The sequence below is a fragment of the Alcaligenes sp. SMD-FA genome, from assembly GCF_025960365.1.
GTDB lineage: Bacteria > Pseudomonadota > Gammaproteobacteria > Burkholderiales > Burkholderiaceae_B > Alcaligenes > Alcaligenes aquatilis.
This window is the reverse complement of the sequence record NZ_CP110108.1, coordinates 1,490,739-1,504,870: the sequence shown is the minus strand read 5'-3', so window position 1 is coordinate 1,504,870 and position 14,132 is coordinate 1,490,739. Positions and strand designations below refer to the sequence as shown.

General features: G+C 54.3%; 17 protein-coding genes. 2 read left to right on the top strand and 15 right to left on the bottom strand.

Features of this window, described 5'->3' with window-relative positions:
• Nucleotides 1–393: 393 nt before the first annotated feature.
• Both OKX01_RS06940 and OKX01_RS06935 read right to left on the bottom strand, forming a co-directional pair.
• Entirely contained in the window at nucleotides 394–738 is a 345-nt protein-coding gene (locus OKX01_RS06940; protein WP_094196341.1) for a DMT family protein, read from the bottom strand.
• A gap of 115 nt (nucleotides 739–853) precedes the next feature.
• Complete coding sequence (locus OKX01_RS06935) at nucleotides 854–1,096, bottom strand: hypothetical protein (protein WP_264672678.1); 243 nt, start codon at nucleotides 1,094–1,096, stop codon at nucleotides 854–856.
• Between the two features lie 203 nt (nucleotides 1,097–1,299).
• Between OKX01_RS06935 and OKX01_RS06930 the strand changes: the two genes are divergently transcribed.
• Nucleotides 1,300–1,830, top strand: a complete 531-nt coding sequence (locus OKX01_RS06930) for an AAA family ATPase (RefSeq protein WP_108727285.1) — start codon at nucleotides 1,300–1,302, stop codon at nucleotides 1,828–1,830.
• 444 nt (nucleotides 1,831–2,274) lie between these two features.
• Here the strand turns inward: OKX01_RS06930 and OKX01_RS06925 are convergent, their stop codons facing one another.
• Genes OKX01_RS06925 through OKX01_RS06915 form a run of 3 tightly spaced genes read right to left on the bottom strand, consistent with a single transcriptional unit; the run spans nucleotide 2,275 to nucleotide 3,396 of the window.
• The gene (locus OKX01_RS06925; protein ID WP_264672677.1) at nucleotides 2,275–2,748 is read right to left on the bottom strand and encodes a DUF2514 family protein; all 474 of its coding nucleotides are present in this window, start codon (nucleotides 2,746–2,748) and stop codon (nucleotides 2,275–2,277) included.
• Nucleotides 2,727–3,185, bottom strand: coding sequence for a lysozyme (locus OKX01_RS06920; protein WP_094196337.1), 459 nt, complete (start codon nucleotides 3,183–3,185; stop codon nucleotides 2,727–2,729). Before OKX01_RS06920 ends, OKX01_RS06925 begins: the two co-directional genes overlap by 22 nt.
• Nucleotides 3,169–3,396, bottom strand: coding sequence for a hypothetical protein (locus OKX01_RS06915; protein WP_159086110.1), 228 nt, complete (start codon nucleotides 3,394–3,396; stop codon nucleotides 3,169–3,171). The genes OKX01_RS06920 and OKX01_RS06915 overlap by 17 nt, the downstream gene beginning before the upstream one ends.
• A 214-nt stretch (nucleotides 3,397–3,610) precedes the next feature.
• Here OKX01_RS06915 and OKX01_RS06910 point away from each other — a divergent pair, with 214 nt between their 5' ends.
• The gene (locus tag OKX01_RS06910) at nucleotides 3,611–4,519 is read left to right on the top strand and encodes a site-specific integrase (RefSeq protein ID WP_264672676.1); all 909 of its coding nucleotides are present in this window, start codon (nucleotides 3,611–3,613) and stop codon (nucleotides 4,517–4,519) included.
• Here the strand turns inward: OKX01_RS06910 and OKX01_RS06905 are convergent.
• The 10 genes from OKX01_RS06905 to OKX01_RS06860 all read right to left on the bottom strand — a co-directional run bounded on the left by OKX01_RS06905 (nucleotide 4,502) and on the right by OKX01_RS06860 (nucleotide 14,077).
• Nucleotides 4,502–5,197 carry a hypothetical protein gene (locus OKX01_RS06905; protein ID WP_264672675.1) on the bottom strand — a complete coding sequence of 232 codons (696 nt, stop codon included), beginning with the start codon at nucleotides 5,195–5,197 and terminating at the stop codon, nucleotides 4,502–4,504. The two genes, OKX01_RS06910 and OKX01_RS06905, sit on opposite strands and share 18 nt — an antisense overlap.
• A 269-nt stretch (nucleotides 5,198–5,466) precedes the next feature.
• Nucleotides 5,467–7,092 (bottom strand): hypothetical protein, encoded by a 1,626-nt coding sequence (locus OKX01_RS06900; RefSeq protein ID WP_264672674.1) that lies wholly within the window; start codon nucleotides 7,090–7,092, stop codon nucleotides 5,467–5,469.
• Between the two features lie 73 nt (nucleotides 7,093–7,165).
• Nucleotides 7,166–7,822 carry a DUF2612 domain-containing protein gene (locus OKX01_RS06895; RefSeq protein WP_264672673.1) on the bottom strand — a complete coding sequence of 219 codons (657 nt, stop codon included), beginning with the start codon at nucleotides 7,820–7,822 and terminating at the stop codon, nucleotides 7,166–7,168.
• Nucleotides 7,822–9,273, bottom strand: coding sequence for a hypothetical protein (locus tag OKX01_RS06890; RefSeq protein ID WP_108727278.1), 1,452 nt, complete (start codon nucleotides 9,271–9,273; stop codon nucleotides 7,822–7,824). Before OKX01_RS06890 ends, OKX01_RS06895 begins: the two co-directional genes overlap by 1 nt.
• A gap of 11 nt (nucleotides 9,274–9,284) precedes the next feature.
• Nucleotides 9,285–9,647, bottom strand: coding sequence for a hypothetical protein (locus OKX01_RS06885; protein ID WP_108727277.1), 363 nt, complete (start codon nucleotides 9,645–9,647; stop codon nucleotides 9,285–9,287).
• Entirely contained in the window at nucleotides 9,647–10,318 is a 672-nt protein-coding gene (locus tag OKX01_RS06880) for a Gp138 family membrane-puncturing spike protein (RefSeq protein WP_108727276.1), read from the bottom strand. Before OKX01_RS06880 ends, OKX01_RS06885 begins: the two co-directional genes overlap by 1 nt.
• Nucleotides 10,315–11,220, bottom strand: coding sequence for a phage protein (locus tag OKX01_RS06875; RefSeq protein WP_108727275.1), 906 nt, complete (start codon nucleotides 11,218–11,220; stop codon nucleotides 10,315–10,317). The genes OKX01_RS06880 and OKX01_RS06875 overlap by 4 nt, the downstream gene beginning before the upstream one ends.
• Nucleotides 11,204–11,533 (bottom strand): phage baseplate plug protein, encoded by a 330-nt coding sequence (locus OKX01_RS06870; RefSeq protein ID WP_108727274.1) that lies wholly within the window; start codon nucleotides 11,531–11,533, stop codon nucleotides 11,204–11,206. The genes OKX01_RS06875 and OKX01_RS06870 overlap by 17 nt, the downstream gene beginning before the upstream one ends.
• The gene (locus OKX01_RS06865; RefSeq protein WP_264672672.1) at nucleotides 11,530–12,096 is read right to left on the bottom strand and encodes a phage baseplate protein; all 567 of its coding nucleotides are present in this window, start codon (nucleotides 12,094–12,096) and stop codon (nucleotides 11,530–11,532) included. The genes OKX01_RS06870 and OKX01_RS06865 overlap by 4 nt, the downstream gene beginning before the upstream one ends.
• A gap of 79 nt (nucleotides 12,097–12,175) precedes the next feature.
• Nucleotides 12,176–14,077 (bottom strand): tape measure protein, encoded by a 1,902-nt coding sequence (locus OKX01_RS06860; protein ID WP_264672671.1) that lies wholly within the window; start codon nucleotides 14,075–14,077, stop codon nucleotides 12,176–12,178.
• Nucleotides 14,078–14,132 lie beyond the last annotated feature (55 nt).

The window sequence follows — 14,132 nt, the reverse complement described above, 5'->3', positions numbered from 1 at the left end:
ACCCTATCTGAGTGCTGTCTTCACGAATGGCCGAATTCAATACCCCCAAGGCTGGTTTAAGCCATCTTGGGGGTCATTTATTTCAGGCTGTTTTTTTATTAGGCTTAGAAAAAAACCCTATTTCAAATTGCCACAACAGGATAAGAAATCGCAGCCAGGGAGCCACAAACAGTTACGCACTGCTATGCATTGAACCTAGTCAACAAGCTTACTCATACGTAATATGGGAATACCGGATAACATTTTCCACCTCCCTATTTATCCGGCTTCAAGCCTTGCAATATGCGAGGCTTTTTTTTGTCGCCGGGCCGCCCCAAGACAACCCCCCCCCGGGGGGCAGCAAGCCAAAGGCGTAGCGAGGGGGCCCTTTTTGTACCGGCAATAAGGTATTCCTTATTTCAGTGGCCCATAAAATATAAAAAATGCCCCGGCACCAATCAGCGTGAAACCGACCAGGTGATTAAGCGTAAAACTCTCTTTTAGATATAGCACCGAGAACACCACAAACACCAGCAAGGTAATCACTTCCTGCATGGTCTTTAACTGGGCCGCACTGTAAACGGTATGCCCCAAACGATTAGCCGGCACTGCCAGGCAATATTCCACCAAGGCAATACCCCAACTGATCAGTACAACTTTCAGCAATGGGCTATTGGGATACTTCAGGTGCCCATACCAGGCAATGGTCATGAACACATTGGAGACGACCAACATCAAGATAGGGAGGATCTTAGCCATTCTGGACACGAAGAAAAAAAGCGACCTGCGCCGCGACCCGGCCAGTGTAGCGTCACATTGGATTAGCGCCTATGAGGATAATCAGGCAGCAAAAAAACGGGGTATCAAGCAATGGTTATCCGTCCACGGTTTTCAGAAAATCCGCCACGATCTGCCCGCGACCACCAGACAACAGAAACTTGTGGTGGGCCGTTTGAGGTAGCAGATGGCCTTGCTCCCGCATGTCCTGATCACCCAAAGGATGTTTCAAGGCTTCCGCTTGCGTCGTCTGACCACTCTCCGACGGACCCGTGTACTGGGCATGGGAAGGAAACGACAGCACGCTTGAGAACAAAGTCAGTGCAACGGCCAAGCACATTTTGACCTAAGTGGGCCCAATAACTCGTATTGTTCATCGTTTGAAACCCAACCATAACAGCAGCTATCATCAGCGTCCTGATCACAATAGCGGTGTTGGGCTTGCCTGCTTACCAAGCGCGACGAGATAGGGCTGTGATGATAGACTCAATTCACCTTAACTTAGCTCACCGCCACTGACCTGCCTCACACCTGCACTGCACCATGCCCCCTCTTGAAAGCCTCGGCCCCCGTATCTGCATTCTTGGTCCGTCCAATAGTGGCAAATCCACCTTGGCTGACGCTATCGAACGCAAACTGGCCATCCCGGCCGTGCACCTGGATCAGCTCTACCACCTACCCCATACCAATTGGATTCCCCGCCCCGAAGCGGATTTTGTTGCGCTGCATCAGGCGGCTATTGCGCAAGAACAATGGGTGATGGAAGGTAACTACACTCGTCACCTGGCCCCACGCCTGGAGCGCGCGACAGGCTTTATCGTGCTAGAGGTTTCCACTGCGACCAGCCTGCTGCGCTACTTTCGGCGCACCCTGTTTGAGCGAGATCGTCGTGGTGCTCTGGAGGGCAGTAAAGACAGCGTGAAATGGCAAATGATCCGCCACATCGCCATCGTCACACCGCCTAATCGCCACAAGTATTTGAGCATTTTTGAAGCGAGCACCTTGCCTAAAATTAGGCTGCAGTCAACGCGAGAACTTAACCTTTTCTACAAACGTGAACAGTTGAAAGCTTAAGCCAAACGCAATCGAACACTCTTTAAGCCCCCTCCCGCAAACGGCTGCACCTTTGAACGAAAAGCGCTATATTCATTTATTTTGACATAGGACAAAATACAATGCTTAGCTCTTGGGCACTCATGCTAAATGTAGGCTTTTATGCCTTTCTCTGGCTCTTCTTTACCACACTGATCGTCAATGGACTGAGAGATACGCTCCTCTGGGACGGACGCGTTTTTGGCGTCATTGCCCTCATTTTTTTGGCTATATTGATTTACTACTGGTGGCCTTGGTTTAGATATGACCCTATGCAAAGAGTGCCCAGACTCGACATGCTTAACGAGGACGCATTGTTAAGTCGACTTAAGGCAGCATTTATCGGATCCCTGATCGGAATAGGTGCTGGAGCAATCGCTTGGCAATACTTTCGCTCAAACCGATAACTATCAAACACAGCCAGCATTACCGCACATTAAATACATACCCCTGCAAACCACCTAAAGCGCTCCTGTATCCGTCAGCAACGCTTGCCATTTCTGTATATCGTTCTGCGCACAGGCCGACCACGTGGCGCAGCTCGCTGGCAATTCGGGCGTTTGCATCCAGCGTTTGTCCGGCTCGGGCAGCCTGAGCGGCGACACGATCATTGGCGGCGACGAGCTTGCCGCGCAAGCCGTCAAGATCGGCGCGAACAGCCACAGCAGCACGCTGGGCCGCATCCAACTGTGTTTGATACGTAACTCGAACATCCTCCACCTCCTTTTGTAATCGTTGTTCCATCAGGCGCGCACGGACTTCCGCCTGCAACTGCGCCGCCCTGGTCTCTGCGCGAGCCAGCTCATAGCCCTTGCGATACTGCCCCTGGCCATACAGCGCCACCCATAAAAAAAGGGCTGCCAGAACAGCAGCCCCTGCTAAAGCAGACTTGATAGACATAGCTGCCTCTCTGCCTGACGCCGCCGCTCCAGCCCCCGCAGTTTGCGGCCACCGGCATAAACCCAACGGTCTAGCTCCCGACATGCTCCGGCTATATCCTGAACCCGTAGCTTGCGCAGCAAAGTGGAATTGGCAAACGCCCCGGCCCCCACGTTATAAACAAAGCTGCTCAGTGCCACACGGACTTCGTCGGGCAAGGGATAGCTCACAGAGCGATCCACCACAGCCAAAGCACGACGCACCTCCTGCTCGGTCAAAGCGTCACAATGTGCCGGGCTGGCCACATCCCCCAGCTTGACCCCTTGCGTGTAGCCGTCGCAAATGGTCGGGATGCCCACCGGGTCCACATAGGCGATCAAAGAGCGCCCTTCCCAAGCAGCAACCAAAGCAATCGCCGCCGAGATCACCCCCGCCCCCCACTTAGTCTTCAGATCCATGCTTCCACTCCTTGAGCTGGCGCCAGGCCTGCCGCACCCCACCCACAATCCGCGCAGCCGCCCGAATGAACTCGGGCAGCTTGGTCACGATCAAAATCACCACATAAGCCGCCCATAAAGTCAGCACAAAATCCTGCATGGTCCAACCATAAATAAGCAGGGCCGAACCGGTGCTTATGGGTAGGTGAGCGGCGTCGTTATCGAACATCATTTTTTTTCCTTAAATAAGCGTGATCACCAAACTAGGGAACCCGCAAAAACGCCGAATAAACGCTCCACAGAAACATGGGCTGTTAAAAATCACAGTTGAAGCGAGCTGCTATATGGCCTACAAGACAGATTTACTTATGAATGCCACCCGTCAGCGCCGCCTTTCCCGAACCTGCCCTTCATTGGCAGAGGCCTTGGAGCGATACCTGAGTGAGGTGTCTACACTAAAAAAATCGGCCTACCAGGAGCGTTCACTAACCCGGGCCTGGAATAGCACCCTGTTGGCAAACCGGAACCTAGCGCGGATTACCCCGCAAGACTTGCAACGCGTACGCGACGAATGGATGCAAGATCGCGCTCCCGCTACCGTCAATCGACGGATGGCCCTGCTATCCCATCTATATACCGTCGCCCGTAAAGATTGGGGCTATAGCTGGTTGGCTAACCCGGTTCAGCTAATTCGACGCCCCGCTGTCAACGATGCACGCGACCGTCGACTTTTTAATCAGATTCGTCTGTATGGCGTCAGCGCTGAGGAATGCCCACGCTCCGAGTTCGAGTGGATCCTGAAACACACCCGCTCCAGTTGTCTGCCCACTGTGGTCAGCTTGGCGGTGGAAACAGGCATGCGTCGCTCGGAAATCGTGAATCTGACGCGCGAGCAAATTGATCTGACCCATGGGGTCATTACCTTGCAAGACACCAAGAATGGGGACACCCGTTATGTGCCTTTAACACCGTTCGCCCGCGACGCACTGCGCAAATGGCTAGTGGGCAAACCACTGCGTGGCCGCATTTTTGATGTCACTCCCGGATCTATCAGCCGAGCTTTCGCGCGCGCCCGCCTGCGCGCACGTAAAGCCTACGAAGCCTTGTGCCGTGGCTACAACCGGCGTCCTGTACGAGCCTACTTTCTGGATTTGCGGTTTCACGACTTACGCCATGAAGCTACTTCTCGGTTAGCTGATGTCTTCCCCGCCCACGAGCTTGCCAAAGTGACCGGGCATAGAGATACCCGGATGTTGCAACGCTACTTTCATCCTCGCGGGCGGGACTTGGCTCAAAAACTGATGCGCAGCAAACTGGGCCGCTCCCAAGCTGACCACTTACGCCTGAGCGCCTGATACCGGCCAAACAATGGCTTTGACAGCCTCCTCGGAAACAGCAGCATCAATCTGATCACGCAAGCCCTGACGCACACCAATGAGATGCTGGGTCAACTCCAGAAACGACCGCACTTGTGTCAAGGTCTTTTCACGCATTTCGTCCAACGAAATGCCACGGGCAGTCGCAATGCCATCCAGATACGGCGTTGCTATCGATGAGTCTTTGGACCATGCCAGGGCCTCTGCCTGCTGTACAGGCCAGGTCAAGCGCTCAGTTGCAGGATAACCGGCAGTCAACTCAGACACGGCACTCTCAAAACCCGCGTTCACAAGGGTTAACTGCTGTTCACGCAGTTGCTCCAGGCTTGGCTCCACCTCAGGACCAGACTCGACACTCAGCCAAGGGGGCAAGACTCCCAGGCCATCATAAGTCTGGCCAAAGTAGGATTCGCCGAGGGTGTAAGGACCATCCGGGGTATAAAGCGTAGCTTGGCGATTGTCCTCCACCAGTTGCCACTCTCCAGTATTTGCATCCCCGTACTGAATATCCAGCGTTTCCAGGCGAGACACCCAACGTGCTACCTTACCGGCAGGAATAGTGCTGGGCGGCGCAACGACGACATCACCAAATCCTTTCTCTTGATAAGGGGTCTGGCCGCAAAACAGGCCATGAGCATCAGTTTGAAAATAAGTCATAAAAACTCCTGACCACATCGTGGTGGCTTGAAAAATTAAAAAAGTGACTATGGGACTGCAAATGCGAGAGGTTTGGGTAATGCGCAACCTGCAGCCACAAAAATGCTCCCGATTCAGACTTGGGCATCAAGTAGCTTTGACGTGACAGGCGCATCTATTTCTTTAGTGGGGGCTGATACAGGCGGCTCTCTGGGGCCTTTATCCGCAGCAATGGTCCCAAATCAGGGCTCCGAAACGCGACCGCAAAATACGGCTCTCCACCCGCGCATTCAAACCTGAATACGTGGGTGCAATCCCATATTGGCGGAGCGTGTTTCAACTCCACTTCCTGTCTGAACAAAGCCGTAAATAATCCCGGGATCAATTGAGTCAGGCAAACCAATCGAGGCACTAACCCCTATAGCACCAAGCTTTGCTCTGTCCAAAGTATGAATATCCCCCCCTGATTTCAAACCATAGACATCATGCTTCTCTCGCCTGACGGTCTCTTTTTGAGCAGTACCTAACACCCTCGCATTTGCAGTGTCAGCGTCAGTTCCGGTTGCGCGGATGAATTGATCACGCAAATCAGGCAGGCGGAAACTGCCTGCAGAGACTTTCGAAAACACAAATGCCCCCTTCTTCCAGTCCCCTGGAGCGACGACGTGGCCGTTTGCCTCCGCCCAGGCCACCAGGGCAACAAAGCGTGTATTGGTTGGAGCAACGACCTGCCCAATTGCATCAACTTCATCCACGCGGGCATTCTTCGACGTCCCCCAGACAAAACGACCGACGTTCAGGCTGGCATAGCCTGTAAACGAACCGATAGTCTGCCATTGCAAGAGCTGTTGGCGATCGATCACGTAAATCACCGGACCTTGGTTGGTCTTTGGTGCAGTGGCAAATGTGGGGATCGAGGTCGATTTGTCGGCCTTCGTATCGGGATCAAAGTTCTTGTTGTGCCAGATTTTGCAGGCGGCCCGATACTCCTTCTTGCCCGACACACCACCGTTCAAATAAAAATTATCAGTGTAAGGATCGGTAGAAAGGCGCAAACCTGCATTCAGTGCCGTGCCATACGGCATATCCAAAAAGAACGAGCCTCCACCCCAGGTCGTAGTACGGTTCTGGTAGTACCAGCCAAATGGATTGACACTATCCCGGCCATTAGCCGGATTAACGGTACCCGCACCCAAGCCATAGTCACCCACAGCCAACGCCCGGTTCCACGCGGTGTACTCACCGGATCGACGGCCACGCCAAGCAAGCTCACCATCAAAAGAGGCATAGAGCTGACCGCCACCGGAACCTGACTGACGGTGGAATACCACCCCTTGATTAGTCACACCGGCGGGTAAATTGCTGGCGGCTCCTTGTGCATTTGGCACGTAATACATGCCAGCCCCCACGTCCAGCGTGCTCAGGTTTTCCGCTGGCCAGGCATCAATCGTCGTATCTGCACCGGCCCTTCCCAAGCCAAATGCACCCACTGTCAGGATTTTGCCGGCGGTGGTATCCCGGGCCGAGGACTGCAGGTTCAGACCCAGACCATAAGGAGTTAGGGCCTTGGTCTTGACCGTCCGGGCAGCGGCTTCCGCATCACTGGCGTAGGCCGTCATGCCCTTGACCGTCGCACTCGCATCAGGTGTCGCTGCCGTCAACAACTTGTTCAGCCCCAGCAGGTCATTGGCACCAAGCGTGACCTTGCGCGCACTGGCAGCCGACTTGAACTGCCCCCACAACCAGGCAAACTTTTCATCATTCAGTTGCTGCAGTTTGTTGAACTGCTCCACAGAAGGCGGGGTCGAACCGATAAAGGCCCAGCCCAGTTTGTACTGATCATCTTGCAGATCAATCACACCGCCAGTTTGGCCCCATTTGTATTCGAAGCCAGAATAAAAATTCACTACTGCCATGTTCACACCTCATAAAAAGACCGTCCGAAGGCGGTGGCTACCAACACGCGTGCGTGGTTGGCAATATTGGTTGTCAAATCACTCGTGCAAGCATTCCGATGCCAAAGCCATAAAAGCCCTGACTGGTAAAGCCAAACGGTTTGTCGTTAGACCCTGTCAATATGTGGACCCCCACTCCAGCCGCCGCAGGCACCCATTGATACGGGTCGGCCATCAAGGGATTATTAGGGCCGGGTAAAGCGCTGATCCAGATATTCAGCTTGGCGTTACCCACGTCTTTGATGCGCACTTGGGACACGTCAAAAATCGTCTTCAAGGCCGCAGCCATTTCCGGGCTCGTGCCATGCCCATTGTTGACGGCGATCTTCCAGTACAGGATGCGCCGGTACTCCGGATCCAGAGGCTTGCTGGATCCGGATATTTCGCTTTCATGCTCACGACGGATACGCGCCAAGTCGAAGCCAACGGTCGCAGGCTGGCCAACAAAGCCGAAGAACTGCACATAAACCGAGTTTTCAATTTCGCGAGATTGCCCAACGATCTGGCCAATGCCATCCAGTTGTCGGCCCACCGCGACATCCAGCCAGCGCTCGTCGTGCAAAGCCTTGAGCTGATGATGTTCAAGCGGTGCATATAAGGCTCGCACCAAGGACTCCAGTCTTGAGGAGCCTCCGTATTGGTCCAGAAAGTGTTTCCAGGCAACATCGGCATGACCTTGTTCCAGATTCATCACGTCACCTCAATCCGGCTGGCATCAAACAGCGCCTTCTGGGCATCCCCGATCTCGATATTGGCTGCTTTGTAATCAGTTGGACGAGGCACAAAATCAGGGTCAGTGGAGTGGGCAAGTTTCAAATCCACCTGTGCAATTCCCCTGGTGCCATAAATCAGGCAAAAGAATCGCTGGTGGCGCACATCCAGACCGATTGTGTGCTCTTGTCCGGTCGCCAAAATGGCTTTCTCAATCTGCCCGAAACCATCTGGCGGAAAGGCCTGCTCGTCCACCGGTAGCAGGCTCACCACTGCTCGCACCCACACATACACAGCCTGGGGCCGATCAAACTGAATCAGTTGGGTCCCTTCCGATGTGTCCAGTACTTTGGTGACTGCCCCGTTGGTATCAATGCCACCGCTCTTGAAGCGATAAATCGCGTGAGCAATATCATCATCAAGCCCACCATCAGCAATCACATGCACGCTGTGCGGCTTGCGCCCAGCGGCATCAATTTCATCGGTTTGATTGTTGAAGACCCGGATATCACGAATACCGGGGACCTCATTAAGAATGTTGGGGCCGATACTTGGCAGCGTGGCGGCACCAAACCGGAATACACCCAGGCGATAGCGCGCACGCAACTGAGCGTCTGTTTCTCGCTGATGTCCCACTGCACCTGGCTGCAAATTCACCACCCGCGCCCAGCCAGCAACCAGCGTCACTATCGAATCCAGATCACCTGGTTCGGCCTTCTCGGCAATCGCATCCACGGTTTCGGCCAGCACAGGCGAACCAATCTCTGCGAAAGACAGGTTGCTGCTAAGCTGGACACTGACTGCCAAGGTGGCCACAGCAACCAAACGGATGGTTGCGCCGTCACTGGCGATCTGCAAACCGCTGGGTGCCAAAGCCGCCATCAACCCCGCCAGGACAGAAGCCATGGTGGCCCCAGCGCCACTGGTATAGACATAAGGCGTGCCATCCACCGTCACCGAATAGCTGGCCGAAGACTGCACAAGCGGAGTAATGCGCACATCTGCGGCGGCCTCTGCTCCGATAGTCAGGTTCTGTGTTGTGCGCCAGATCGTTTGCGTACTGCGGTGCCGAATCTGTGCGCTGGCCGGAATTTGAGTGCCCTGCAAGCCGTAAGCCACGACATACACTCGACTGCGCTCTGCCTTCAGGCGCTTGACTCCCGAAAAGGAGACGGCCCGATCCAGGGAGGCGCCACTGGCCGAACCCGGGTACATGGCGTAATACACCCCCTCTCCCATTTCCCATAGAGCCGCTTCACGCTCGGCAAACGTGTCGATCACTATCCCCGTTACCGAGTCCGGCCTAGTTTCCATATCATCAGGCAAGCCGCGAACACGTAAATTGCGGCGCAGCTCTTCTATGATTTCCATCCGGATCTCAGGCAGGCGCGGACGCACAAATCCCTCCGGAGTCACACCGTAATCAGCCATTTTTAAAAATCCTATTGGGTGACGGTGACCGTAAGCGGGCCCGCGTCTGTTTGAATTTCAGGCAATGTGATCCGGGCTCGGCGCGCAATGGCATTGAGCTCAATCTGCACCATGGGCACAGCAATCACACCGGGGACGGCACGCACTTTGGCGCGCACAATATTTTCGATCTCGGCCCGATTAGGAGCCTTGACCATGATTTTTTCCAGATAGGGAACGCCCCAGCTCTGGTCCAGAAACCACTCACCCAGAAAAGTCAGCAAGGTGACGGTAATTTGCTGACGAATTCGCGCAGCACCATCAATCAGAACCAGATCCTGCGCTGAAGACAGCGCCAAATCATGACGGCCATTCAATTGCAAATCCCATGTCATTACACTGGCCCTCCCGTCGTGCCACCACCGGTTTGCACCCCGCTATGACGATGGTCCGAACCGATGTTCTTGCCGTTATGCATAATCTTTCCCCCCTCAAAACTGGCACCACCACTGATGCTGATTGAACTGCCTGAGCCCCCCGAGCCGGCCATACCTGCCGTGTAAGTCAACAAACCATTAACCGTGACCGGGCTATCAAAAATGGTTTCCTGGGCAATGACATGCTGACGAGGCACTCGCACAGTCAAACTGCCGTCGGGTGCCAGCTTCAAAGAGCCGGGCCCATACTGCACTGTCAGGTTTTCCGTATCTGCTACCGGGCCAGGACGCATCACTGGCGTAGCGAAGGCATCACTCAAATCAAATTGACGGGGATCATCGGGAGCCTGGTCTGAGCCCGATAGCCAGTTTTCCAAGCTACGTTGGGAAAAGTGCAGAACAACAGGGTCGCCAGGTTTCAAGGGGACCGTAATCATGGCCTGCCCCCCATCCGCAATCGGCCAGCACACGGGTACTGCAACGATCAACGGTGCAGCCAAGGTTTGACCATTGGCCAATTGCTTGGGCAAAGCGGGTTTTGCAGTCACGGTCCTGCCGTCGTAAGCCTGCACTACGCCAGGCAGACAAACATTAATATCAGACAAAATAGACGTAATGAGCTGATTCATGAGCCGTCCTTCTCTTTAGGCGCAGCATGGCGATCCAGCAGCTCCATCGTGGTTTTCCAGTCACCGGAACCATCCCAATCACCCGAGTGCTTCAGACTTTCCACCCGGAACCAATCCACCGCCTGACGGCTTTCCAGTTTGACCAGATCACCAGGGTTCAAACTGGGCAGCAGCAACGATGTGACACGCCAACCATCGGCCTGCTGACGCTCGGACTTGATCTTTTCGCTCCCTTTACTGTCCGCCTTTTCTTTGGCGCTCTGCCGTATCCGCTCGGGATTACCCAGCAAGCCACTTTCCGGCGACAGCACAAAACCCTTGCGAGGCGTTACCCCGCAACGCTCAATAACCTGCAGTTCACCGTTCTGTATGGAGTACTCCAGCCCGCTTCCCTGCACGACTTTATGCAAGGCCACTCGGGCAGCCCCATAAAAACTGAAGCCGTTTTGCCAGACCCGATCCGGAGCATCCTCAGACATCACCAATGACAAGCCCATTTGAAATGCAATGTCTTCAATGATCAGCCTGGCCCGAACGCCGGCACCACAGCCCAAACTGACAACGGTGTCTCGAATTTGAGCAAAGCCGTCCCGCACTTCCAGCTCCGTCACAATCTCCGCGTTCTGAAAGCTGCTTGCCCCTTGCACCACGGTTCCATAAGCCAGGAGCAAAGCCCCCTCTTCCTGCTCGTAACCTGCATAAAGAGCGACCACATTATCGGGCTCCACAACAGCCTCGCGGGTGTGCGGGCTCAGGTTCCAGATACTGATCTTGATCTGGTTCGGGGACTCGTTGGTATCCTTGCTCACTTCAAATTTCATACGCAATGGCGGAGCGATCTCCAAGCCCGGTTCTCCAGGTCGCCCCACCAGCAATCTGTACGTTCTATCGAAGCGCGCCATACTCTTGCCTGCTCAAGTAAAAGAAAGTGGCCTGACCGCTCAGAAAAGAGCTTCGCGTCAACTGCAGTTTTTCATCCTGCACATCTACGACAAACTCTCCAGGCGGCACATTCAAGTGCCGGAACTGATCCAGCAAAGGTGTGTTTGGTACCAGCACCAGGCCACTCAAAATACTTTTTGTATGGGCATCCTGCAGCCCCAGAACCCAAATTTGAGCCTCGCTGTTCCAGTTGAAACTCAGAAAATAGCTGGCTCCCTCCAGGCTGACTTCAATCACGAAGCTGTTCTGGTCCACCAAGGGAATTTCAATCATGTTCCACTCCCTGTTTGCACTTTCAGATTGCTGGAAGGCACAGTTTGGGACCGGGTATCACTGACTTTGCCAGTTGCCGCCCCCGTCTGGCCCGCCTTGCCTTGAACGGAAGGCGCTACCTTGTCAGCAGAGATATCAGCCTGGCGCAACTTGGCTACAACAATCTTCTGAAAGTTGCAGACCACATCCAGTTTTTCACCTTCGTTCTTGCGAGTGATCGCTGCCTTGGTCATGGCGTAGTTCTGATAAATATCCGCCCCGGTCACGATAGTGATGGGCTGACGACGCTCATGAATCTGGCGAAGCGCATCCTTGGCCGCAATCAACTTGGATCGACCACCACTGAGAAACGTGTAAATGCTGGCAGCGGTAATGACACCCGACAGGCTCAAGGTTTCTGGCTCACGAGCTATGTGGTCAGAGATGACCGAGCCATCTTCCACCGCATACTTGCTGACGCTGGCGGTCAACTCGGTTTCCTCGGTCAACAAAGCATCCAAAGGAATACTGCCCAGCATGCTTTGCTTGCCAGCCAGATCAAATAACAAGGTTACAAATGCCATAATGAGCCCCCATAAAAAAACGCCGCTCTGTGGCGGCGGGTTTGCATTCAGCGCATCCAGGGCGCAAAAAGAAACAGGTTCAAGGTGGAGTTTCGGTATAAGGGGCACGCAAACTCAGATCCTGATTCGAGTTGGCAAACCCGTATTGCTGCACTGCTTGCCCTACGGTATCTACAATCTTGTCGGCCTGGTCTTTGGTCTGCACATTCACCATCATGGTGCGATTATCGGTGTACTGGCCTCTTGTGAAGATACTGGAGACGGGCGTCGCCGTTTCAAAGCCCAGCGCACTCTTGACGCCATCCAATGTCGCCCAGCTTGGCAGCTCCGGCACCATGGAGGAAAAGAAAGCCCCCACTTGGGCGAACTGCTCTTCAAACCAGCTGAACATACGCGTGAATGTGGCTTTGATCTCGACCCAGGTCTGCTCGGCAGCCAGCACGAATGTGTCCCAAAAGTCTTTGGCAAAGCTCACAATCACGTCGCGGTAGCTCAGGATCAGTACAACCAGCGTCACGATCAAGGCCGGAATGCCTCCAATCAATAACACCAGGCCGGTCACTACCGTAATAACCGCCCCCCATTTCTCGATCCAGGAATCTACTGTCTCGGCGCCGCCCCCCAGCAAATCCTTGACCCACACCAAAGCACCTCGAACGGCTTCAATCTCCCCTTGCCATTGCTCGGATCGGCCAATAATCGAGCCCAGTACAGAATCTCCTCCCTGGAACCAGGAAATCACATCCTGAACGACCAAACTGATGGCTTCCACAATAATCATCCAGCGCAGGAAGGGGCGAACAGCGACCCACAGCTCCTTGACCAGCACACCGGTCACACCGGCCAGGCCACGCAGCATTTGCGTTACGGACTGCCCACGCCCAAGCAATGCTCCCATACCAGCTTCCAGTTTGCGCAGCCCCTGAGCCGCTCCAATCAGAAACAGCAAGTGTGTGATCTGCTCAAGATGAGCACCCAGCACCTTCAAGGCGAAACTCAACAGCTCGATCACGCCGGTCTGTTGCTGCAACACCCCGCTGACCCGCGCCAACTTGTCCGAGAACTCAGTCAAAGAACTAGCCAGGGAAGCTGGTAGCTTTTCCACATCCCCACGCATGGTGCTTAACTGATTGCCGAAGGCGGACACCATCATGTCAGACGTAATCAGGCCTTGCTGGGCCAGCTCAAACAAATTCTGACGAGTAGCACCCAAAGCAGGATTGGTGTTATTTAGCCCATCAAGCAAATACGTCAACATGCGCCGATTATTGATCAGCATGGTCTGAAAACCTTCACCGCTCAGCTTTCCCTGGACCAGATCTTTAGAAAACTGCGCTATAAAAGCACTGACTTGCTGCGGGTCCGAGCCACTTGCCGTCAAGGACAAGCCCGTCGCCGCCACCATGTCCAGACTGTCTTGTGCCCCTTTTCCTTGACTTTGCATAAGCGGATGAATGCGCAGAAATAAATCAGCACTCTGCGAAAACGGCTGACGTGCTTGCTTGGAATCCGCGCTCAAACGCTGATCAACAAACTGGTGTTCTTGTTCACCCTGGGAGCTCATTACCAGTTGTGCCTGGACCTGGTTGAACTGGTCACCGGCCAACAGCACATCCTTGACCGTATCAAGACCAATATTCCTGGCGATGGTTTGCTTGATAGCCCCGGACACGGAACCAATCGCCGCTCCCCCGGCTGCACCCGGTGCTGTGCTCTTGCCAGCACGTGATGGATCCGAAGAGCGCACACCCACCCCAGGCCCACGAATGCCACGTACCAGGTTTCCCATGGCCAACTGAGCATTTTTTGCGCCTCGCTCCAGCGCATTCAAGGCGCGGCTTTGCTCGATGGACTGCTTTGCCAACTTCGCAAAATCCACCGCATCCTGTTGAAGGCGCTGGTACCACTGCGCATACGCCTTCAAGTCGGACAGGTCCACCTGGCTGCGCACCTTCGCGACAATTTCACGGACATTTGTCATTACTTGTTCACTGTGCGTGCTGCTTCCATAGCAGCAGCCTCAGCGTCCATAAGGT